The 20,774-nt window shown below is 53.2% G+C and carries 18 protein-coding genes; 1 reads left to right on the top strand and 17 read right to left on the bottom strand.

Going from position 1 to position 20,774, the window contains the following annotated elements:
- Window positions 1-25: 25 nt before the first annotated feature.
- From accA to rpsB, 17 genes are all read right to left on the bottom strand, one after another.
- Complete coding sequence (accA, locus tag AC6I8L_RS03915) at window positions 26-985, bottom strand: acetyl-CoA carboxylase carboxyl transferase subunit alpha (protein ID WP_034829454.1); 960 nt, start codon at window positions 983-985, stop codon at window positions 26-28.
- 12 nt (window positions 986-997) lie between these two features.
- Window positions 998-4,480 carry a DNA polymerase III subunit alpha gene (dnaE, locus tag AC6I8L_RS03910; RefSeq protein ID WP_058962060.1) on the bottom strand — a complete coding sequence of 1,161 codons (3,483 nt, stop codon included), beginning with the start codon at window positions 4,478-4,480 and terminating at the stop codon, window positions 998-1,000.
- Between the two features lie 31 nt (window positions 4,481-4,511).
- Complete coding sequence (rnhB, locus tag AC6I8L_RS03905) at window positions 4,512-5,138, bottom strand: ribonuclease HII (RefSeq protein ID WP_058962061.1); 627 nt, start codon at window positions 5,136-5,138, stop codon at window positions 4,512-4,514.
- Window positions 5,131-6,279 (bottom strand): lipid-A-disaccharide synthase, encoded by a 1,149-nt coding sequence (gene lpxB / locus AC6I8L_RS03900; protein WP_058962062.1) that lies wholly within the window; start codon window positions 6,277-6,279, stop codon window positions 5,131-5,133. Before lpxB ends, rnhB begins: the two co-directional genes overlap by 8 nt.
- 3 nt (window positions 6,280-6,282) lie before the next feature.
- On the bottom strand, window positions 6,283-7,071 hold the full coding sequence (lpxA, locus tag AC6I8L_RS03895; RefSeq protein ID WP_034829465.1) for an acyl-ACP--UDP-N-acetylglucosamine O-acyltransferase: 789 nt from the start codon (window positions 7,069-7,071) through the stop codon (window positions 6,283-6,285).
- A 3-nt stretch (window positions 7,072-7,074) separates the two neighbouring features.
- Window positions 7,075-7,530: a 3-hydroxyacyl-ACP dehydratase FabZ gene (fabZ, locus tag AC6I8L_RS03890; protein ID WP_013507953.1), complete on the bottom strand. Its 456-nt coding sequence runs from the start codon at window positions 7,528-7,530 to the stop codon at window positions 7,075-7,077.
- A 196-nt stretch (window positions 7,531-7,726) separates the two neighbouring features.
- Window positions 7,727-8,752, bottom strand: coding sequence for a UDP-3-O-(3-hydroxymyristoyl)glucosamine N-acyltransferase (gene lpxD / locus AC6I8L_RS03885; RefSeq protein ID WP_045813806.1), 1,026 nt, complete (start codon window positions 8,750-8,752; stop codon window positions 7,727-7,729).
- A 3-nt stretch (window positions 8,753-8,755) separates the two neighbouring features.
- Entirely contained in the window at window positions 8,756-9,256 is a 501-nt protein-coding gene (locus AC6I8L_RS03880; protein ID WP_034829472.1) for an OmpH family outer membrane protein, read from the bottom strand.
- A 95-nt stretch (window positions 9,257-9,351) separates the two neighbouring features.
- Complete coding sequence (gene bamA / locus AC6I8L_RS03875; protein ID WP_058962063.1) at window positions 9,352-11,763, bottom strand: outer membrane protein assembly factor BamA; 2,412 nt, start codon at window positions 11,761-11,763, stop codon at window positions 9,352-9,354.
- 51 nt (window positions 11,764-11,814) lie between these two features.
- Entirely contained in the window at window positions 11,815-13,164 is a 1,350-nt protein-coding gene (gene rseP, locus AC6I8L_RS03870) for a sigma E protease regulator RseP (RefSeq protein ID WP_058962064.1), read from the bottom strand.
- Window positions 13,165-13,176: 12 nt separating this feature from the next.
- Entirely contained in the window at window positions 13,177-14,034 is an 858-nt protein-coding gene (gene cdsA / locus AC6I8L_RS03865; protein WP_034829478.1) for a phosphatidate cytidylyltransferase, read from the bottom strand.
- A gap of 18 nt (window positions 14,035-14,052) precedes the next feature.
- A complete protein-coding gene (gene ispU, locus AC6I8L_RS03860) occupies window positions 14,053-14,805 on the bottom strand; it encodes a (2E,6E)-farnesyl-diphosphate-specific ditrans,polycis-undecaprenyl-diphosphate synthase (protein ID WP_034829480.1) in 753 nt (250 codons plus the stop codon).
- Window positions 14,806-14,971: 166 nt separating this feature from the next.
- The gene (ispC, locus tag AC6I8L_RS03855) at window positions 14,972-16,174 is read right to left on the bottom strand and encodes a 1-deoxy-D-xylulose-5-phosphate reductoisomerase (protein WP_201785694.1); all 1,203 of its coding nucleotides are present in this window, start codon (window positions 16,172-16,174) and stop codon (window positions 14,972-14,974) included.
- Between the two features lie 115 nt (window positions 16,175-16,289).
- On the bottom strand, window positions 16,290-16,847 hold the full coding sequence (gene frr / locus AC6I8L_RS03850) for a ribosome recycling factor (protein WP_034829486.1): 558 nt from the start codon (window positions 16,845-16,847) through the stop codon (window positions 16,290-16,292).
- 143 nt (window positions 16,848-16,990) lie between these two features.
- Window positions 16,991-17,716 carry a UMP kinase gene (gene pyrH / locus AC6I8L_RS03845; protein WP_034829488.1) on the bottom strand — a complete coding sequence of 242 codons (726 nt, stop codon included), beginning with the start codon at window positions 17,714-17,716 and terminating at the stop codon, window positions 16,991-16,993.
- Between the two features lie 154 nt (window positions 17,717-17,870).
- Complete coding sequence (tsf, locus tag AC6I8L_RS03840) at window positions 17,871-18,722, bottom strand: translation elongation factor Ts (protein ID WP_034829489.1); 852 nt, start codon at window positions 18,720-18,722, stop codon at window positions 17,871-17,873.
- Window positions 18,723-18,903: 181 nt separating this feature from the next.
- Entirely contained in the window at window positions 18,904-19,623 is a 720-nt protein-coding gene (gene rpsB / locus AC6I8L_RS03835) for a 30S ribosomal protein S2 (RefSeq protein ID WP_034829491.1), read from the bottom strand.
- Between the two features lie 320 nt (window positions 19,624-19,943).
- Between rpsB and map the strand changes: the two genes are divergently transcribed.
- The gene (map, locus tag AC6I8L_RS03830) at window positions 19,944-20,738 is read left to right on the top strand and encodes a type I methionyl aminopeptidase (protein ID WP_034829494.1); all 795 of its coding nucleotides are present in this window, start codon (window positions 19,944-19,946) and stop codon (window positions 20,736-20,738) included.
- The last annotated feature ends 36 nt before the right edge of the window (window positions 20,739-20,774 follow it).

The following is a 20,774-nucleotide window of genomic DNA, read 5'->3' as shown; positions in this document are numbered from 1 at the left end:
CGCTTTTCTTCATGAGCAAGCCAGCTTACGCGTAGCCGTAGCTCATCAGGCGCTGATAACGACGGTTAAGCAGTTCTTCAGTGCTCAGTACGTCGAGATCCGCCAGATCCGCCAGCAGTTGCTTTTTCAAGCTTGCCGCCATATCCACTGGTTGACGATGCGCGCCGCCCAATGGTTCAGGGATGATCGAGTCGATCAGCTTCAGCTCTTTCAGGCGATCGGCGGTGATGCCCATCGCTTCCGCAGCCAATGGCGCTTTATCGGCGCTTTTCCACAGGATTGACGCGCAGCCTTCCGGTGAAATCACCGAGTAGGTGCTGTACTGCAGCATGTTCACTTTGTCGCCCACGCCAATTGCCAGCGCACCACCGGAACCGCCTTCGCCAATCACGGTGCAGATCACCGGAATTTTCAGACCTGACATTTCACGCAGGTTGCGTGCGATGGCTTCAGATTGTCCACGCTCTTCGGCGCCCACACCAGGGTATGCACCCGGGGTGTCGATGAAAGTGATCAGTGGCATTTTGAAGCGTTCAGCCATTTCCATCAGTCGCAGCGCTTTACGATAGCCTTCTGGTGCTGGCATACCGAAGTTACGACGGATTTTCTCTTTGGTTTCACGGCCTTTCTGATGGCCAATCACCATCACCGGACGACCATCAAGACGGGCAATACCGCCGACAATCGCTTTGTCATCGGCATAAGCGCGGTCACCAGCCAACTCATCGAAATCATCAAACGCGTTGCGGACATAGTCCAGCGTGTAAGGGCGCAGCGGGTGACGCGCGAGCTGCGCAACCTGCCATGCACCTAAATCGGAGAAGATTTTACGGGTCAGCTCAACGCTTTTTTCGCGCAGACGCTGCACTTCTTCATCCAGATTAATATCGTGTTTCTCATCCGAACGGCCAATTGACTTCAGCGAGTCGATTTTCGCTTCCAGTTCTGCGATTGGCTGTTCAAAATCCAGGTAATTAAGACTCATAATGTTCCTGTTTTAGTCAAACTCCAGTTCCACCTGCTCCGATCCTACTAACGACCGCAAATCGTTGAGTAAACGATCGCTGGGCGAAATACGCCACGCTGCACCAAAGCGCAGCTTCGCCCGCGCATCTGCTCTCTGATAATAGAGATGCACCGGAATGGTCCCGGAGCGATGAGGCTCCAGAGACTGGCGGAGACGGTTTAAAAGCTGGTCATCAATTTGCCTGTCCGTCAGCGAGATAGCAAGTCCGCGCGCGTATTTTTCCCGCGCTTCGTCGATGTCCATCACTTCTCGAGCGGTCATTTTAAGGCCACCGCTAAAGTCATCAAAGCTGACCTGTCCACTGACGATCAGGATACGGTCTTTCTCCAGCAACTGCTGGTATTTATCTAACGCATCGGTAAATAACATCACTTCCAGACGACCAGAGCGATCGTCGAGAGTACAAATACCAATTCGGTTGCCGCGTTTCGTGACCATCACGCGAGCGGCAATCACCAGCCCCGCCGCGATGGTTACTTTACCACGATCCGTCGGATGCATGTCCTTCAGGCGCATGCCGCCAACGTAGCGATCAATCTCTTTAAGATACTGATTAATTGGGTGGCCGGTGAGATACAAACCCAGCGTCTCACGCTCACCGTCCAGTTGAATCTGTTCCGGCCATGGCGTGATGTTGGTGTATGACTTTTCCACCTGCTCAGGCTCTTCGGCCAGCACGCCAAACATATCTGCTTGTCCGGTCGCTTCCGCTTTTGCGTGCTGATCCGCAGCTTTCAATGCATCGCTGAGCGCGCTCATCAAGGCTGCACGATGCGGACCGAGGCGATCAAAAGCTCCCGACATGATCAGCTTTTCCATCACACGACGGTTAATCTTTTTCGTATCGGTGCGAGCGCAGAGATCAAACAACTCTTTGAAGTAGCCGCCTTCATTACGTGCTTCGATGATGGCTTCAATCGGCCCTTCACCCACGCCTTTAATGGCGCCGATACCATAGACGATTTCGCCTTCATCATTCACATGGAACGGATACAAGCCAGAGTTGATATCGGGCGGCAGCACTTTCAGGCCCATGCGCCAGCACTCATCCACCAGGCCAACGACCTTCTCGGTGTTGTCCATATCGGCGGTCATTACCGCTGCCATAAATTCTGCCGGGTAGTGCGCTTTCAGCCACAGCGTCTGATAAGACACTAAAGCATAGGCTGCCGAGTGCGACTTGTTAAAGCCATAACCCGCAAACTTCTCTACCAGATCGAAGATCTTCATCGAGAGTTCACCGTCAACACCCATGCTTTCTGCACCGTCCTGGAACACCGAACGTTGTTTAGCCATCTCTTCGGGTTTCTTTTTACCCATTGCACGGCGCAGCATATCCGCGCCACCCAGGGTATAACCCGACAGCACCTGAGCGATCTGCATCACCTGTTCCTGATACAGGATGATGCCGTAGGTGGGTTCCAGTACCGGCTTCAGGGTTTCGTGCTGCCACTGAATATCCGGGTACGAAATTTCTTCACGGCCGTGCTTACGGTCAATGAAGTTATCAACCATGCCCGATTGCAGCGGTCCCGGGCGGAACAGGGCCACCAGTGCGATCATATCTTCAAAGCAGTCCGGCTTCAGACGCTTGATCAGATCTTTCATGCCGCGTGATTCAAGCTGGAAAACCGCTGTGGTTTCCGAGCGCTGCAGCATATCGAAGCTTTTCTTGTCATCCAGCGGGATGGCGGCGATATCAATCGGCTCCAACCCTTCTTTGGCGCGGCGCGGGTTAATCATCTTCAGCGCCCAGTCAATGATGGTCAGCGTGCGCAAGCCGAGGAAGTCAAACTTCACCAGGCCGGCGTATTCCACATCATTTTTATCAAACTGGGTTACCGGGAATTGGCCATTCTCATCACAGTAAAGCGGCGCAAAATCAGTGATTTTGGTCGGTGCGATAACCACCCCACCGGCGTGTTTACCGGCGTTACGTGTGACACCTTCCAGCTTGCGCGCCATATCGATCAGCGCTTTGACCTCTTCATCTGCCTCGTAGATTTCCGGCAGCTGCGGTTCCGCTTCAAAGGCTTTTTCCAGCGTCATGCCGGGATCCGGCGGGATCAATTTGGAGATGCGATCCACAAAGCCATACGGATGCCCCAGCACACGTCCTACGTCGCGGATAACCGCTTTCGCCGCCATGGTACCGAAGGTGATGATTTGCGAAACCGCTTCGCGCCCATACATCTCGGCAACGTGATCGATCACCTGATCGCGCTTTTCCATGCAGAAATCGACGTCGAAGTCGGGCATGGAGACACGTTCCGGGTTAAGGAAACGTTCGAACAGCAGGTCAAATTCCAGCGGGTCGAGGTCAGTGATTTTCAGCGCATACGCGACCAGAGAACCAGCACCCGAGCCACGGCCCGGCCCAACCGGGATACCGTTATCCTTCGACCACTGGATAAACTCCATCACGATCAGGAAGTAGCCTGGGAAGCCCATCTGATTGATAACGTTGAGTTCAATCTCAAGACGTTCATCATATTCTGGCCGCTTCTCTGCACGCACCTTGTCATCCGGGAACAGGAATTCCAGACGCTCTTCCAGCCCTTCACGAGACTTCATGACGAGGAAATCTTCAGTCGTCATTTCCCCGGTGGGGAATTGCGGCAGGAAGTATTCACCCAGGCGTACCGTGACGTTACAACGCTTAGCAATCTCTACGCTGTTTTCCAGCGCTTCCGGGATGTCCGAGAACAGCTCGCACATCTCCTCTTCGCTGCGCATATATTGCTGAGGACTGTAATGACGTGGGCGTTTTGGGTCGTCCAGCGTGAAGCCATCATGAATCGCCACGCGAATTTCATGGGCGTCAAAATCTTCTTCGTTGAGGAAACAGACTTCGTTGGTGGCCACCACCGGCACACCTTCGGCAATCGCTAACTCAACGGCGGCATGCAGATAAGCCTCTTCATCGGCGCGTCCGGTACGTGTCAGCTCGAGGTAATAACGATTGGGGAAATGTTCCTGATAGAAACTGAGGCACTGCGACACAAGCGCACTGTTGCCGCGCAGTAGACTGCGGCCAACATCGCCCTTGCGTCCACCGGAGAGCAGAATGATGCCTTCACCCAGTTCGACCAGCCAGTCACGGTCAATAATCGGTCCGGCAATGCCATATCCACGCTGATAGGCACGCGAAATTAACAACGTAAGGTTCTGATAACCGGTGTTGTTGGCGGCAAGGACCGTGAGTTGTGTCAGCTCATCGCCCATCAACTCGCTGGCGACGTGGAAATCCGCACCAATAATCGGTTTGATGCCTGCATCGTGCGCACTGCCGTAAAAACGCACCAACCCGCAAAGGTTGATGTAATCGGTAATCGCAATCGCCGGCATACCCAGCGCAGCCGCCTTCTTGACCAATGGCTTAGTTTTCGCCAGGCCATCGACCATCGAATAGTCGCTGTGTACGCGCAGATGTATAAAACGAGGTTCAGCCATATCAGTTTCCGATTAAAACAGCGTCAGGCTATTAAAGCGCAGTCGGCTGACGCGCGGCCAGCACATCAGCATCAATCAGGGCATTTCGCACCGGGGCAAAGCTGCGGCGATGATGTGGCGTGGCACCAAACTGCGTCAATTTTTCCATATGCAACGCAGTTGGGTAGCCTTTGTGCTGGGCAAATCCATATTCCGGGAACAACAGATCCAGCTCGGCCATTTCACGATCGCGCGTAACTTTCGCGATGATCGAGGCTGCACTGATCTCTTGTACCAGGCTATCGCCCTTCACCACCGCCCGCGATGGCATGGGCAATGCCGGACAACGGTTGCCATCGATCAACACAAAATCAGGCGTAACAGGCAGACCCGCTACCGCACGCTGCATCGCCAGCATAGTGGCGTGCAGAATGTTGAGTTGGTCGATCTCTTCAGGCTCCGCCCGGCCGAGGCTCCAGGCTAGCGCTTTCTCTTTGATCTCGTCATACAGCGCCAGCCGACGCTTTTCGGAAAGCTTCTTTGAGTCGGCCAGCCCTTTAATCGGATTCGCGGGGTCGAGGATGACTGCTGCGGTGACAACGGCGCCTACCAGCGGACCTCGCCCCACTTCATCCACGCCAGCAATGCGCTGTGCGTTTGGGTAGATAAACTCAGTCATTGGCAATCTCCAGTACGGCGTCCGCGGCTTGCTCATCAGCATTCCAGCGAATCTGTTGATGCAACTCGTTGAAGGTGTTCAGCAGGTCATCGCGCTCTGGTCCGGCATGCAACAGAGGTTCCAGCGCAGCCGCCAGTGCCTCTGGCTGGCACTCTTCCTGCAACAGCTCTTTGACCAACTCCCGACCCGCCAGCAGATTGGGCAGTGAAACGTAAGGCGTTTTCACCAAACGCTTCGCCAGCCAGAAGGTAAAGGGTTTCATGCGGTAACCGACCACCATCGGACACTTCGCCAGCATGCACTCCAGCGCAGCAGTGCCGGATGCGAGAATCGCCGCATCGCTGGCGATCATCGCCTGACGGCCTTTGCCATCCAGCAAATGCATCGGTAGCTCGGGCGCCACTTCAGCTTTAATCTGTTCAAACTGTTCGCGGCGTTTGGCATTGACCAGCGGCACCACGATTTCCAGCGCGGGATAACGCTGACGCAATAACTGCGCCGCACGCAAGAAATCCGCACTCAGCATTTCCACTTCTGCACCACGGCTACCCGGCAGCAAGCCCAGACAGATCGCATCCTCCGCGATGCCTAACTCACGTCGCGCCGCAGATTTGTCTGGCTGCAGCGGCATGGCATCTGCCATGGTGTGGCCGATAAAGCGGCAAGGTACGTTGAATCGATCGTAAAACGCTTTTTCAAACGGCAGAAACGCCAATACCAGGTTGGTGTTGCGGCCAATTTTGAACACGCGTTTTTGTCGCCACGCCCAGACGGAAGGACTGACGTAATGAATGGTGCGAATTCCTGCGCGCTTCAGGCTGCCTTCCAATGTGATATTGAAATCTGGCGCATCAATGCCGACGAAGACATCAGGCTTGAGTTCGGTGAAGCGCTGCGTTAAATCCTTGCGAATTTTCAGCAAGCGGCGCAAGCGGCCGAGCACTTCAACAATGCCCATCACCGCCAGCTCTTCCATCTCATACCAGACTTCACAGCCTTCGGCCTGCATCAGCGGACCGGCAACGCCGACAAAGCGGGCATCAGGATGACGCGCTTTGAGCGCACGGATAAGACCTGCACCAAGAATATCGCCGGAGGTTTCTCCGGCGACCAGGGCAATCGTTAAGGGACGCACTGACATGGATTAACGAATCAATCCACGCGTCGAACGGGCAAAGAAGTCATAGAAAGGCTGCACTTCGCTGTGTTGTTTTGCCAGCTCTTCAATCTCTGGTTTCACTTCATCCAGCGTTTTACCACTGCGATACAGCAGTTTGTACGCATTGCGAATCGCGTGCAGTGCTTCTTTGCTAAAGCCACGGCGTTTGAGGCCTTCGATGTTGATACCGAACGGGGTCGCGTGGTTGCCCTGCGCAATAACGTACGGTGGGACATCCTGCGCGACGCCTGAACAACCGCCAACCATCACGTGTGCACCAATGGTGCACCACTGGTGGACTGCCGTCATCCCGCCGATAATCGCGAAATCATCCACGGTGACATGGCCACCCAGCGTGGCGTTGTTGGCAAAGATGCAACGGTTACCAATGACGCAATCATGCGCGATATGCGCATTGACCATCAGCAGGTTATCACTGCCGACTTTAGTGAGGTTGCCACCCTGCGTAGTGCCACGGTGAATAGTCACACTCTCGCGGATGCGGTTGCGATCGCCGATTTCAACACGGGTCGGTTCACCGGCATATTTCAGGTCCTGGTTCACTTCACCAATCGAAGCAAACTGATAGATCTGATTGTCTTTGCCGATACGCGTGTGGCCGTTCACCACCACGTGCGATTTGAGCACCGTACCTTCACCAATTTCCACGTTAGCGCCGACAAAGCAGAACGGGCCGATGTGAACATTGGCGCCGATGACGGCACCTTCTTCAATAACGGAACTGGGATGAATATTGGCGGTTGAATCAATCACTAATTATGCCTCCCGGCTACGGGCACACATCATGGTCGCTTCACAGACAATCTTGCCGTCTACAGTTGCCACGCCTTTGAAGCGCGTCAGACCACGACGAGTTTTCTCGAAGGTCACTTCCATGATCATCTGATCGCCCGGTACCACTGGACGTTTGAAGCGGGCTTCGTCGATACCGGCGAAGTAGTACAGCTCGCCGGGTTCCAGTTTTCCAACGCTTTTGAACGCCAGAATACCGGTTGCCTGCGCCATTGCTTCCAGAATCAGAACGCCTGGGAAAATCGGCTTACCAGGAAAGTGTCCCTGGAAAAACGGTTCATTAACAGAAACGTTCTTCACCGCACGCAGATATTTATGCTCTTCAAATTCCAGCACGCGGTCAACCAGCAAGAACGGATAGCGGTGCGGCAGCAGTTCTAAAATCTCTTCGATTTTCAGAGTATGCGTTTCAGTTGTCAAAATACTCTTCCTGTCCTAAAAAATCTGATGGCAATAATAACACGGCCTGCACAGATCAAAATGATCCTCCGCAGGCCGCAAATCAGTTCGGTGGCGTAACGCTTTCCTGAGAGACCTCCTCACACGCATTCGGGGTAAGCCGAAGTCGCAAGAAGGCACGCTGCTTTATTATGAAAGCGGGTCGCGAGCGATGCGTTTAGTCGTCTTTGCCGACCTTACGTTCGATGGCTTTTAAGCGTTTGCTTATTTCATCGATATTCATCACCAGCGCTGCCGTTTTACGCCAGGTTTTGTTGGGTTGCAGTGGGATACCCGATGAGTATACCCCAGGCTCTGTGATCGGGCGCATTACCATGCCCATGCCCGTTACGGTCACTTTGTCACAGATTTCCATATGGCCGTTAATGACGCTGGCGCCGCCAATCATACAATAACGTCCAATCTTCAGACTACCCGCCATGATCACACCGCCCGCAACGGCCGTGTTATCTCCAATCACAACGTTGTGCGCAATCTGACACTGGTTGTCTATGATAACACCATTGCCGATCAGAGTGTTATCCAGTGCACCGCGATCGATGGTGGTACAAGCACCAATTTCAACGCGATCACCAATTACCACGGTTCCCAGCTGTGGAATTTTCACCCAATTGCCACGGTCGTTAGCATACCCGAAACCATCGGCACCGATCACGGTACCCGACTGAATCAGACAATCCTGACCAATCTCGATCTCATGGTAAATCGTCACGTTAGCCCACAAACGTGAGCCGCGACCGATACGCGTCTGCTTACCGACAAAACATCCTGCGCCAATCACGACGTCGTCGCCCAGCTCAACGCCAGACTCGATCACCGCATTCGCGCCCACCGAAACGTTCTTACCCAGCGTCGCTGTCGGATCGATCACCGCACTGGGCGCGATATTCTGCGCGGGCTGCGGCGTTGTGTCCAGCAGTTGTGCCATGCGAGCGTACGTTAAGTAAGGATTTTTCACCACCAGGGCAGCGGTTTTACACCACTCCAGATCCGCTTCCGTCAGCACCACGGCTGAAGCCTGGATATGAGCGAGCTGCTCGCGGTAGCGGCTGTTTGCAAGAAAAGTGATTTGACCAGTGGTGGCGGATTGCATAGAAGCAATGCCGGAGATGGCGATATCGCCATCTCCGTGCAATTCTGCATCCAACTGCTGGGCTAAATCAGCCAGTCGAATTGATGACATCGATTATTTAACCTGTTTTACAACGTCAGCAGTAATGTCTTTAGCATCAGCAGAAGAGTACAGAACGGCCTGAGAATCCAGCACCAGATCGTAACCATCGCTTTTCGCTACAGACTGAACAGCGGTCTGGATTTTAGCCAGCAGCTTGTTACGCTCCTGCATCTGACGAGTCTGGTTGTCTTTGTCGAAAGCCTGCGCTTTCTGTTCAAAAGCAGCACGCTCAGAAGCAATCTGCTTCTCTTTCTTGGTACGGTCGCTGGCCTTCATGGTTGACGCATTGCGCTGCAGATCCTGGATTTCACCCTGGATTTTCTGCTGCTGCGCCTGGAGGTCAGAAGCACGGCTTGAGAACTCGCCCTCAAGCTGTTTAGCAACAGCGGCACGCTGCGGAGACTGCTGGAATACCTGGCTCAGGTTCACGACGGCGATTTTATCGGCCGCCTGGGCACCCGCAGAAGCAGCTAAAGCAACACCCAGAGCAGCAGCACAGAACAACTTTTTCACTATAAACTCCTTACCTCGACGTGTGTGTTTGCAGCGTGTCACGACAGAGCGCGACACGGATGCAAGACGGTATTTTCACTTCCTTGTTCAGAGCCTTACCAGGTTTTACCAATGTTAAACTGGAACTGCTCTGACTTGTCTCCCTCGACTTTCTTCATCGGCTGAGCATATGAGAATACCAGCGGACCTAATGGCGACATCCATTGCAGGGCGACACCCGCAGAGACACGAATGTTATTCGGATCGCTGTAGTCCGGAATGCCCGCCGCACGGGTTTCTGCAGTGTTCTGCCATTTGGTATCCCAGACGGTACCGGCATCCATAAACACCGAAGTACGGACTGAGTTAGCGTATTTCTCGCTCAGGAACGGCGTTGGCGTGATCAGCTCAAGGCTGGCAATCGCCATAGCGTTACCACCCACCGCATCATCTGACTTACAGACGCCATTGGCATCCGTCAGGTTACAGGTGGAGGAGTGATCGTTCAGATAAGCCGCTTTCGGACCAATGGTATTGGACTGGAAGCCACGAACCGTACTTGAACCACCGCCGTAGAAGTTCTCATAGAACGGCATCTCTTTTCCACCGAGCCCGTCACCATATCCGACACGGCCACGTCCCAGCACCACCCAGGTGCCATCACGGTTCAGTGGCACGTACTGCTGGCTATCCAACGTCGCTTTGTAGAAGGCGTTGTCGGAACCCGGAATGGTCACTTTGCCGTTCAGGTTGGTACGGTTACCCTTGGTTGGGAAGAATCCACGATCCAGCGTGTTATACGTCCAACCGTAGTTGAAGGTGAAGTCATCTGCAGAGAAATCACCATCATCATTCAGACCCTGATGGCGTCCAACCGAGTCCAGATAACGCCACATCGCAACCTGCGGCTGCATGTTGGACAGATCGTTATGCACATAACCCAGGCCGACACGCAATGTGTTGTTTTCATTAACCGGGAAGCCCAAAGTGCCATCCACACCATAACTTCTGTTGGTGTAGTCAGACAGGTCAGCATCATCCGCTTTGAAGTCGTTATAGAAGACACGACCACCCAGGCTCACACCGTCGACCGTGAAATACGGATCGGTCAGTGAGAATTCAGCATAGGTCTGGTAATCGTTTTTGGTACCGCTGATGCCAACGGTATTACCGGTGCCGAGCCAGTTTTCCTGGGTCACACCTACCTGGAAGCTGACGCCACTTTCAGTACCGTAACCCACACCAAAGTTGAAGGTACCGGTGTTACGTTCTTTAACCTTATAAACTACATCCACCTGGTCCGGAGAACCTGGCACACGCTGCGTGTCCACATCGACGGTTTCAAAGTAACCGGTACGGTTCAGACGCTCTTTACCCTGGTCAACCAGGTCGCTGCCCAACCATGCGCCTTCCATCTGACGCATCTCACGGCGCAGTACGGAATCTTTCGACGTATCGTTACCTTCGAAGCGCACTTTGCGCACGTAATAACGGTTACCGGCATCCACATTGATATGCAGTTTAACGGTTTTGTCTGCATCGTTAATTTCCGGCTGTGTCACCACACGCGGATAGGCATAGCCATAACGACCCAGCAGTTTTTTGATGTCGTCTTCCATCTGGGTAACTTTGGTGCCGTTGTACAGCTCACCCGATGGAATACGCGTCATCTTTTCGATTTCCGCAGAGTGGCCCGCCATGCTGCCGTTCACGATCACGCCGGCAATCTTATACTGATCGCCTTCATTGATGTTCACAGTGATGTAGATGCCTTTTTTATCTGGCGTCAGGCTCACCTGAGTGGAATCGATGTTGAAGCGCGCATAACCGCGATCCAGATAGAAGCTACGCAGGGTCTCAAGATCCCCGGCCAGCTTTTGTTTCTGGTATTTACGATCGCCAACCACGTTCCACCATGGCACTTCATCACGCAGTGAGAAGCGCGAGATCAATTCGTCAGAGCTAAAGGCTTTGTTGCCAACGATGTTGATCTGCTGAATCTGAGCAGACACGCCTTCCTGGAAGACGAATTTCAGATCCACGCGGTTACGGGGCAGCGGTGTCGCAATCGCTTTCACGCTGGCGGTGTATTTACCGACGCTGTAGTAGAAGTCTTCCAGGCCCTTCTCAATCGAAGAAAGCGTGGTGCGGTCGAGGGCTTCACCGACGCGCACACCAGAAGCTTCAAGGTTCTGCTTCAGCTGATCTTCTTTCACCGCTTTGTTGCCGGAGAAAGTGATGCTGGCAATGGTCGGACGCTCTTTCACCTGAACAATCAGGGTTGTTCCATCACGCAGAACCTGAACATCTTCAAAGTTGCCGGTGGCGAACAGAGAGCGAATGGTGTTTCTGACGTCATCGTCAGAAATGGTATCACCGACACGTACGGGCATGCTGAGCAGAGCCGCGCCGACGGCGACTCGCTGGAGACCTTCGAAATGAATGTCCTTCACTACGAAATCGTCTGCACCGTAAACGGTGGCGCTGCTAAACAGCAGCGACGCTATGAGCAACTTTTTCATCGCCATCGTTGTTATGCGTTTTCCTAACACATCCCGCGCCTGTCCGCAGTCCAGCTATTACAGACGTGAGAAATCATTGAAAAGTGCAAGCCCCATTAATAACACCAGCAGAATTGAGCCAATGCGATAACTGAAGTCCTGAACTCGCTCGGACACCGGTCCACCTTTGATCTTTTCGATCGCCAGAAAGAGCAGATGTCCACCATCTAATACCGGCAGAGGGAACAGGTTGATGATCCCCAGATTGACGCTGATCAGCGCCAGGAACATCAGATAGTAAATCACCCCGTACTCCGCTGATAATCCGGCACCTTGCGCAATCGAAATTGGCCCGCTCAGATTATTCAGCTTCACATCCCCGGTAATCAACTTGCCCAGCATTGAGACCGTTAACTTCATCAGTTGCCAGGTTTTGACACTGGCTTCACCGATAGCGGCAAAGGGCCCATACTGCCTAACCGTTTTATACTCATCCGGCAGCGGAATGACGCGCGGAATCACTCCCGCAAAGCCTTCCGCTTCATTGCCCGGTTTCGCTTCTGGCGTTAACGTCAACGCCACGAGTTCGCCGTTACGTTCCACATCCAGCGCCATGTTTTTGCGCGGATTATCGCGCACCTGCGCCGCAAAAGCCTGCCATTGTGTTAACGGCTGACCATCGACTTTAACGATCCTGTCGCCTGCTTGCAAACCGGCAGCGCTGGCCGGCGAATTTGCCTGCACTTCAGCTAAGGTCGTTTCGATTTGTGGCCCACGAGGACGAATCCCTAATGCCACAACCGGGTCCTGTTTATCCGGTTCAAACTGCCATTCGCGCAAATCGACCTGCTTCTGCTGCGTGGCATTTTCACCGAATTGCGAGACGGTAAGCGTGGTACTGCTGTCGCCGATTTTTCCGATCAGCGCCATGCGCACTGCATCCCAATCAGGCGTTTCGATACCATCTACCGCTTTAAGTTCCATACCGGAGGTAATTTGCGCTTCAGCTGCGACGGAACCGTTCAGAATTTCGCCAACAACCGGACGCACACCGGGTACGCCGTGGATAAAGACGACCCAATAAGCGAAGACGGCAAAGATAAAGTTAGCAATGGGGCCGGCCGCGATGATCGAAGCACGCTGCAGCACAGTTTTATTGTTGAAGGCCTGATGGCGGAGTTCAGCGGGAACGCTCTCTACGCGTTCGTCGAGCATTTTGACGTAGCCGCCGAGCGGGATCAGGGCAATGACGTATTCCGTGCCCTGACGATCGCTACGACGCCACAACGCTTTGCCAAAGCCAATCGAGAAACGTTCGACTTTAACACCGCAGCGGCGGGCGACCCAAAAGTGGCCGAATTCGTGCACGGTGATCAGTACGCCAAGTGCCACGATAAAGGCGACAAAACTCCAGAGTATGCTCAACATTGTCGCTAATCCTCAGAGGGTGCGGAACACCAGCAGCAGCAGGCAGGCAAAAACCGGCACCGCAGCGGTCAGGCTGTCGATACGATCGAGGATACCACCGTGACCCGGAATCAAGTTACCGCTGTCTTTGATGCCCGCTTCACGTTTGAACATGCTCTCGGTCAGATCCCCCAGAACCGAAGCCAGCGTAGCAATAACGGCACAGATAATCAGCGTACCCGGCGCCACAGAAAGCGGAGCCAGCAGCGCAAACAGCCAGGCGATAATCGCGGATGACAGCAGGCCGCCAAAGAAGCCTTCCCAGGTTTTACCCGGTGACACTTTTGGCGCCAGCTTATGTTTACCAAACAAACGGCCAAACATGTAAGCGCCAGAATCTGCGCCCCAGACCAGCAGCATCACAAACAGCAACCACCATGCTCCCGCAAAGTGATCGGTATCGTAATGATACTGGCGCAGCGCCATCATGCCCCAGAAGAAGGGAATCACGGTCAGGATGCCGAATAACACGCGGAGTGGGCGCGAAGTGCGCCACAACGCCGCAGAGGCAGGATAAAACAGCACGAGAAACAGGGCGACAATCCACCATCCCAGCGCGGCCCAAAGTGAGCCCTCCATCTGGAACTGGTGCAGATTGCGTTGATAGGGTTGCAGGGTGAACAGCATCACTGAGAGCAATAAACCGCATAACACGGCGAGCCAGATACGCTGCTGACGTGTCTTCATACCCGCCAGCTGCCCCCATTCCCAGGCGGCAAGCATACAGATGATGATAGTGGTAATCGCAAATCCGGACAGCGGTAACCAAAACAGAGCAGCGATCACCAGCGGAATCAGAATAAACGCGGTGATCAGACGAGACTTCAGCAAAGGTTACCCCCAGATTGCTCAGGCGCCGCCTGGTGCCGCGCCGCCAAAGCGTCGCTCCCGCGAAGAGAATGCATTCAGTGCACCTTCAAAAACGTGTTCATCAAAATCAGGCCAAAGAACATCGGTAAACCAAAACTCAGCATAGGCGATCTGCCACAGCAGGAAGTTGCTAATCCGATGCTCTCCCCCGGTCCTTATCACTAAATCCACCGGCGCCAGCTCCTGCATACACAGATAGGGAGCCAGACTTTCTTCGGTTATCTGGTCAGGACGTAATAAACCTTCCTGAACCTGTTCAGCCAGTTTTCTGGCACCCTGGATAATATCCCAACGGCCACCATAGTTGGCAGCAATGTTGAGGGTGAGTCCATTATTTTGCTGAGTCAGTTCCTCGGCGCGACGAATGCGTTCCTGAATACGATTATTGAAACGACTGATATCGCCAATCACGCGCAGACGCACGTTATGCTTGTGCAGGCTTTTGACTTCGCTGTCGAGCGCCCAGACAAACAATTCCATTAAGGCCGTCACTTCCTGTACCGGTCGGCTCCAGTTTTCACTGCTGAACGCATAGAGCGTGAGCGCTTCCAGTTTATGGCTGACCGCAAAGCTGACGGCCCGGCGTACTGATTTTACCCCGGCTTTGTGGCCTGAAATACGCAGTTTGCCCTGATTTTTTGCCCAGCGACCATTACCATCCATAATGATGGCCACGTGACGTGGCGTGCAGTACGACTCGTCATCGATTGTGTTGTGATTGTTGGACGACATAACGCGTAATAATTCCTTTCATCAGAAATGCTGTGGTTTCTGAATACATTGCGCCTGCGGCAAACCCCGGCATCGCTACCAGATGACATCGAAACAATGTCGGGCCGAAAAACGCGAGCGAGCGACTATACCATTTTCACCCTGAGCGAACAAATAGCGGGAAGTATCAACCTGCTAAACGAAAGCGTGGTAGCAATTCTGTGGCACAGATACGCGCTAACCGATCGATCTCCATCACATCCTCAATGCTGCCCGGCTCCTGGCATATCAGGGACGCCAGCACTTCGCTGTTGATGGCGGCGATGTCGGTAAAGCGAATCTGATGCTGCAGAAATGCCGCAACGGCCACTTCGTTTGCCGCATTCAGCGTGGTGGTGGCGGCCTGCCCTGTTGAGCAAGCATCGATTGCCAGCTTCAGGCAGGGATAGCGCTCATAGTCCGGCTCAGCAAACGTCAGTGACTTCATTCGCGTGAAATCGAGTGGCGTTACGCCGGCCGAAATACGTGCTGGCCATGCCATGCTGTGCGCGATAGGGGTTCGCATATCAGGCGACCCTAGCTGCGCCAGCACACTGCCATCGCAGTAACGCACCATGGAGTGAATCACCGACTGCGGATGCAGGATGACTTCCATCTGTGCGTCAGTGGCATTAAATAGCCAGCGGGCTTCAATGTATTCAAGACCTTTATTCATCATGGTGGCCGAATCAACGGAGATTTTACGCCCCATTGACCAGTTCGGATGTGCGCACGCTTGATCTGGCGACATAGCGGCCAAATCCGCTAATGGCGTGTCACGAAAAGGACCACCCGATCCCGTAAGGAGAATAGAATCAATGCCATTCTCTCGCAGATCAGCGTACCCCAACTGATGCTGTATGGAAGCGGGTAAACTCTGAAAAATGGCGTTGTGCTCGCTGTCGACCGGCAACAGCTGTGCCTTGTGATGACGCACAGCCTCCATAAACAGGCGGCCGCACGTGACAAGTGACTCTTTGTTCGCGAGTAAAACGGTTTTGCCAGCACGAATTGCGGCAAGTGTGGGTTGCAGCCCGGAGGCGCCAACAATAGCCGCCATCACCTGATCCACTTCATCGAGTGCCGCCAGCTCGCAAGCCGCCTGAACGCCGGAGAGCACTTCGGTAGGAAGATTCAATGCTCTCAGTCGCTCACGCAGCGCTTGTGCGGAGGCTTCATCAGACATCGCCGCATAGCGTGGGGTAAATTGCTGACACTGTTCAGCCATCAGCGCTACGTTTTGACCCGCCACCAACGCGATGACCTGGTACAAGTCTGGATTGGCTGCGATGACTGCCAGTGTGCTGGTACCAATCGAGCCGGTGGAACCCAGCAGAGTTAATCGCTTCATCATGCTATCCCTGTGACGTCGTGGATCGTGCCTGCAACAGCGCCAGGCACAATGTAAAACGCCGCCAGAGTCGCACAACGTCTCTGAACGGCGTTTTTAAAGGCAGTAGATGGAATTAGAAATCCATCAGTTCCTTTTCTTTTTCGGCCAATGCGACATCAACATTTTTGATGTAGCCATCGGTCATTTTCTGGATCTCATCCTGCGAGCGACGTTCGTCGTCTTCGCTGATCTCTTTGTCTTTCAGCAGCGCTTTGATCTTGTCGTTAGCATCGCGGCGCACGTTACGAACAGAAACACGCCCCTGCTCCGCTTCACCACGCACGACCTTGATCAGATCTTTACGACGCTCTTCGGTCAGCGCTGGCAGTGGCACACGAATATCGGTACCTGCTGAGCTTGGGTTCAGACCCAGGTCAGATGCCATAATCGCTTTTTCAACGGCCGGGCTCAGTGAGCGGTCAAACACGTTGATTTTCAGCGTACGAGAATCTTCTACCGTGACGCTAGCCAGCTGACGCAATGGCGTAGGTGTACCGTAGTAAGGCACCATAATGCCGTCGAGCAGTGAAGGCGAAGCACGACCGGTGCGCACTTTGCTGATTTGGTTTTTGAATGCTTCCACGCATTTTTCCATGCGCGTGTCGGCATCTTTTTTAATGTCGTTAATCACGTTAAAACCCTTGGATTCGGTTTGACCTGGCCATCTCCGGGCAGCCCGGAAGTGGTATCGATAAACATCGATCATCCTGAAAGCTGCGCGATGCCACTGCATCGCGCCAACAGAATATACCTTATTTTATCTTGCGTCGGGTATTAATGCGTAATCAGAGTGCCTTCTTTTTCACCCATCACTACGCGACGCAGTGCGCCAGGCTTGTTCATGTTGAAGACGCGGATCGGCAGTTGATGGTCGCGAGCCAATGTAAAGGCCGCCAGATCCATCACTTTCAGCTCTTTATCCAGTACTTCGCCATAGGTCAGCTGTTCATACAGCGTCGCGTCCGGGTTTTTCACCGGATCATCTGAATAAACACCGTCAACTTTGGTGGCTTTCAATACCACATCGGCTTCGATTTCGATGCCACGCAGACAAGCGGCGGAGTCAGTGGTAAAGAACGGGTTGCCAGTACCGGCGGCGAAAATCACCACGCGGTTATTGCGCAGCAGGCTGATCGCTTCTGCCCAGCTGTAGTTATCACACACGCCATTCAGCGGAATCGCGGACATCAGACGCGCGTTAACATACGCACGGTGCAATGCGTCTCGCATTGCCAGACCGTTCATCACGGTTGCCAGCATACCCATGTGATCGCCGACCACACGATTCATGCCTGCCTGTGCCAGGCCAGCGCCACGGAACAGGTTACCGCCACCAATAACCACACCCACCTGGATGCCCAGCTCAACCAGCTCTTTCACCTCTTGCGCCATACGGTCAAGCACGCTCGCGTCAATACCAAAACCTTCGGCACCTTGCAGTGCTTCGCCACTCAGTTTTAGCAGGATACGTTGATATACAGGTTTTGCGTTGGTCGCCATGGTCAATTCTTCCTGGAAGATATGATGAATGAGAAGTTAAATCTGATCGATCATCCGCTTAGCGAACGAAAAAAGCTATTGGGATGAGACTGAAAAGTGGTCCACGCAAAACGCAGACAAAAAAGAACCGCCTTCCGGCGGTTCTTTCGGAGCATTAAGACTGTTTGGACATTGCAGCAACTTCTGCTGCGAAGTCAGCTTCAACTTTCTCGATGCCTTCGCCCACTTCGAAGCGGATGAAGTTAATCACGTCTGCGCCTTTCTCTTTCAGAGCCTGGCCAACAGTTTTGCTTGGATCGATAACGAAAGCCTGACCGGTCAGAGAAACTTCGCCGGTGAATTTCTTCATGCGGCCTTCAACCATTTTCTCTGCGATTTCTTTAGGCTTGCCAGACTGCATGGCGATGTCCAGCTGAACCTGGTACTCTTTCTCAACCACATCAGCAGACACGTCTTCTGGCTTAACGAATTCTGGCTTGCTTGCCGCAACGTGCATCGCAACTTGCTTGCTCAGCTCTTCATCAGCACCGGTGGTAGAAACCACTACGCCGATACGTGCGCCGTGCTGGTAGCTGTTCAGCTGAGCACCTTCCAGGATAGCAACACGACGGATGTTGATGTTCTCACCGATTTTAGCAACCAGCGCTACGCGTTCTTCTTCGAACTGCGCTTTCAGAGCTTCAACATCAGTCACTTTACCAGCAACAGCTGCATCCAGCACTTTGTCAGCGAAAGCCTGGAAACCAGCATCTTTAGCAACGAAGTCAGTCTGGCAGTTAACTTCCAGAATCACTGCGAAACCATCAGCGATTTTGGTTTTGATCACGCCGTCAGCAGCAACGTTGCCTGCTTTCTTAGCGGCTTTGATCGCGCCAGATTTACGCATGTTCTCAATCGCCAGCTCGATGTCGCCGTTCGCTTCGGTCAGCGCTTTTTTGCAATCCATCATGCCTGCGCCAGTACGCTCACGCAGTTCTTTTACCAATGCAGCGGTAATTTCAGCCATTCCAGAATCCTCGATTCGTCTCTGTGTGCGTTAACACTGTCAGAAACTTGTTGCGGAAAATTTACTCTGCCCCGCTTACCCGAAAGAAGCGTGACAAACTTAGATAAATAAAAGGGGCCTGTGCGGCCCCCTTAACAGATAACATCTGATGTCTAAGGGCTCTTAGAAAGAGCGAACCTTATTAAGCTTCAGCAGCTTCTTCAGCCTGCTCAGCCAGATCCTGTGAACGGCCTTCGCGCACGGTGGTCGCAACAGCAGTCAGGTACAGGCTTACAGCACGGATCGCATCGTCGTTACCTGGGATAACGAAATCAACGCCATCTGGATCAGAGTTGGTATCAACGATAGCAAATACTGGGATACCCAGGTTGTTTGCTTCTTTGATTGCGATGTGTTCGTGGTCAGCGTCAACAACGAACAGTGCATCCGGCAGACCGCCCATATCTTTGATACCGCCCAGGCTGTTTTCCAGCTTGGCCAGTTCACGAGCACGCATCAGTGCTTCTTTTTTGGTCAGTTTGTCGAAAGTACCGTCCTGAGACTGAGTTTCCAGATCTTTCAGACGCTTGATTGACTGACGAACAGTTTTCCAGTTGGTCAGCATACCACCCAACCAGCGGTGGTTAACGAAGAACTGGTCGCAGCTCAGAGCTGACTCTTTTACCGCTTCGGCAGCAGCGCGCTTAGTACCAACGAAAAGGATTTTGCCTTTACGTGAAGAGATCTTCTGCAACTCAGCCAGAGCTTCGTTGAACATTGGTACAGTTTTCTCAAGGTTGATGATGTGAACCTTGTTACGAGCACCGAAGATGAATGGCTTCATTTTCGGGTTCCAGTAACGGGTCTGGTGACCAAAGTGAACACCAGCCTTGAGCATGTCGCGCATTGAAACAGTTGCCATGATTACCTCTAAAGTATGATTGGGGTTGGGCCTCCATGTATCCCATACAACCGACCTCTTTCAAGGCACCCCGGCGTATGTGTCGATACATGTGTGTTTTAGTACACATAATGAGTTTTATGCGTTTCCTGCCAGCCAACAAAACGAAGGTGACAGAGAATCGTCGGCGCGCTTTATACCATAACGCGCAGGAATACGCCAACAGTTGTTAGCAGCGTGAGCGAGGAGTCATCCCGATTTGGCAGCCTAATGACTGACTGCTAACATGACTGCCACAGAACTCATTATTGTCGAAAATGTCGGCAATTGCGGATTATTTAATGGCCATTTCAATCAAAACCCCTGAAGAAATCGAAAAAATGCGCGTGGCGGGCCGTCTGGCTGCTGAAGTGCTGGAAATGATCGCCCCGCACGTGGTGCCGGGTGTGACCACAGGTGAACTCGACCGCCTCTGCCACGATCACATCACGAATAAGCAGCAGGCTATCTCAGCCTGCCTTGGCTATCACGGCTTCCCGAAATCGGTGTGTATTTCGGTTAATGAAGTGGTGTGCCACGGCATCCCGAGCGATGACCGCGTTTTAAAAGATGGCGATGTAGTCAACGTTGACGTCACGGTGATCAAAGACGAGTATCACGGCGATACCTCGAAGATGTTCATCGTCGGCAAACCGACTATTCAAGGCGAGCGCTTGTGCCGTGTCACCCAGGAAAGCCTCTACATTGCACTGCGTCTGGTTAAACCGGGCATCCGCCTGCGCGAGCTGGGCCGTGCGATTCAGCAATATGTTGAAGCACAGGATTTCTCTGTGGTACGTGAATACTGCGGCCACGGCATCGGCAAAGGTTTCCACGAAGAACCACAAGTGTTGCACTATGATGCCGATGACGGCGGCGTGGTGTTGCAGGCGGGGATGACCTTTACCGTAGAGCCGATGGTCAATGCCGGTGATTATCGTATCCGCACCATGAAGGATGGCTGGACCGTAAAAACCAAAGATCGCAGCTTGTCCGCGCAGTATGAGCATACTATTGTGGTGACAGAAAACGGCTGTGAGATTCTTACGCTGCGTGAAGATGACACCATTGCTGCGGTGCTCGAAAACAACGCGTAACGTTCTTCAAGACAGTACCAGGCCGGCATAATGCCG

It is taken from the genome of Type-E symbiont of Plautia stali (genome assembly GCF_059731115.1).
The sequence above is the reverse complement of the archived record's forward strand: the minus strand, read 5'-3'. Positions and strand labels throughout refer to the sequence as shown.

Bases quoted from the DNA above. Each gene is read 5' to 3' on its own strand.
- ispC (WP_201785694.1), bottom strand. From the start codon at position 16,174: ATGAAGCGATTAACTCTGCTGGGTTCCACCGGCTCGATTGGTACCAGC.
- ispU (WP_034829480.1), bottom strand. From the start codon at position 14,805: ATGTCGTCCAACAATCACAACACAATCGATGACGAGTCGTACTGCACG.
- dnaE (WP_058962060.1), bottom strand. From the start codon at position 4,480: ATGGCTGAACCTCGTTTTATACATCTGCGCGTACACAGCGACTATTCG.
- accA (WP_034829454.1), bottom strand. From the start codon at position 985: ATGAGTCTTAATTACCTGGATTTTGAACAGCCAATCGCAGAACTGGAA.
- lpxB (WP_058962062.1), bottom strand. From the start codon at position 6,279: ATGTCAGTGCGTCCCTTAACGATTGCCCTGGTCGCCGGAGAAACCTCC.
- pyrH (WP_034829488.1), bottom strand. From the start codon at position 17,716: ATGGCGACCAACGCAAAACCTGTATATCAACGTATCCTGCTAAAACTG.
- map (WP_034829494.1), top strand. From the start codon at position 19,944: ATGGCCATTTCAATCAAAACCCCTGAAGAAATCGAAAAAATGCGCGTG.
- rseP (WP_058962064.1), bottom strand. From the start codon at position 13,164: ATGTTGAGCATACTCTGGAGTTTTGTCGCCTTTATCGTGGCACTTGGC.
- rpsB (WP_034829491.1), bottom strand. From the start codon at position 19,623: ATGGCAACTGTTTCAATGCGCGACATGCTCAAGGCTGGTGTTCACTTT.
- bamA (WP_058962063.1), bottom strand. From the start codon at position 11,763: ATGGCGATGAAAAAGTTGCTCATAGCGTCGCTGCTGTTTAGCAGCGCC.
- tsf (WP_034829489.1), bottom strand. From the start codon at position 18,722: ATGGCTGAAATTACCGCTGCATTGGTAAAAGAACTGCGTGAGCGTACT.
- lpxD (WP_045813806.1), bottom strand. From the start codon at position 8,752: ATGTCATCAATTCGACTGGCTGATTTAGCCCAGCAGTTGGATGCAGAA.
- rnhB (WP_058962061.1), bottom strand. From the start codon at position 5,138: ATGACTGAGTTTATCTACCCAAACGCACAGCGCATTGCTGGCGTGGAT.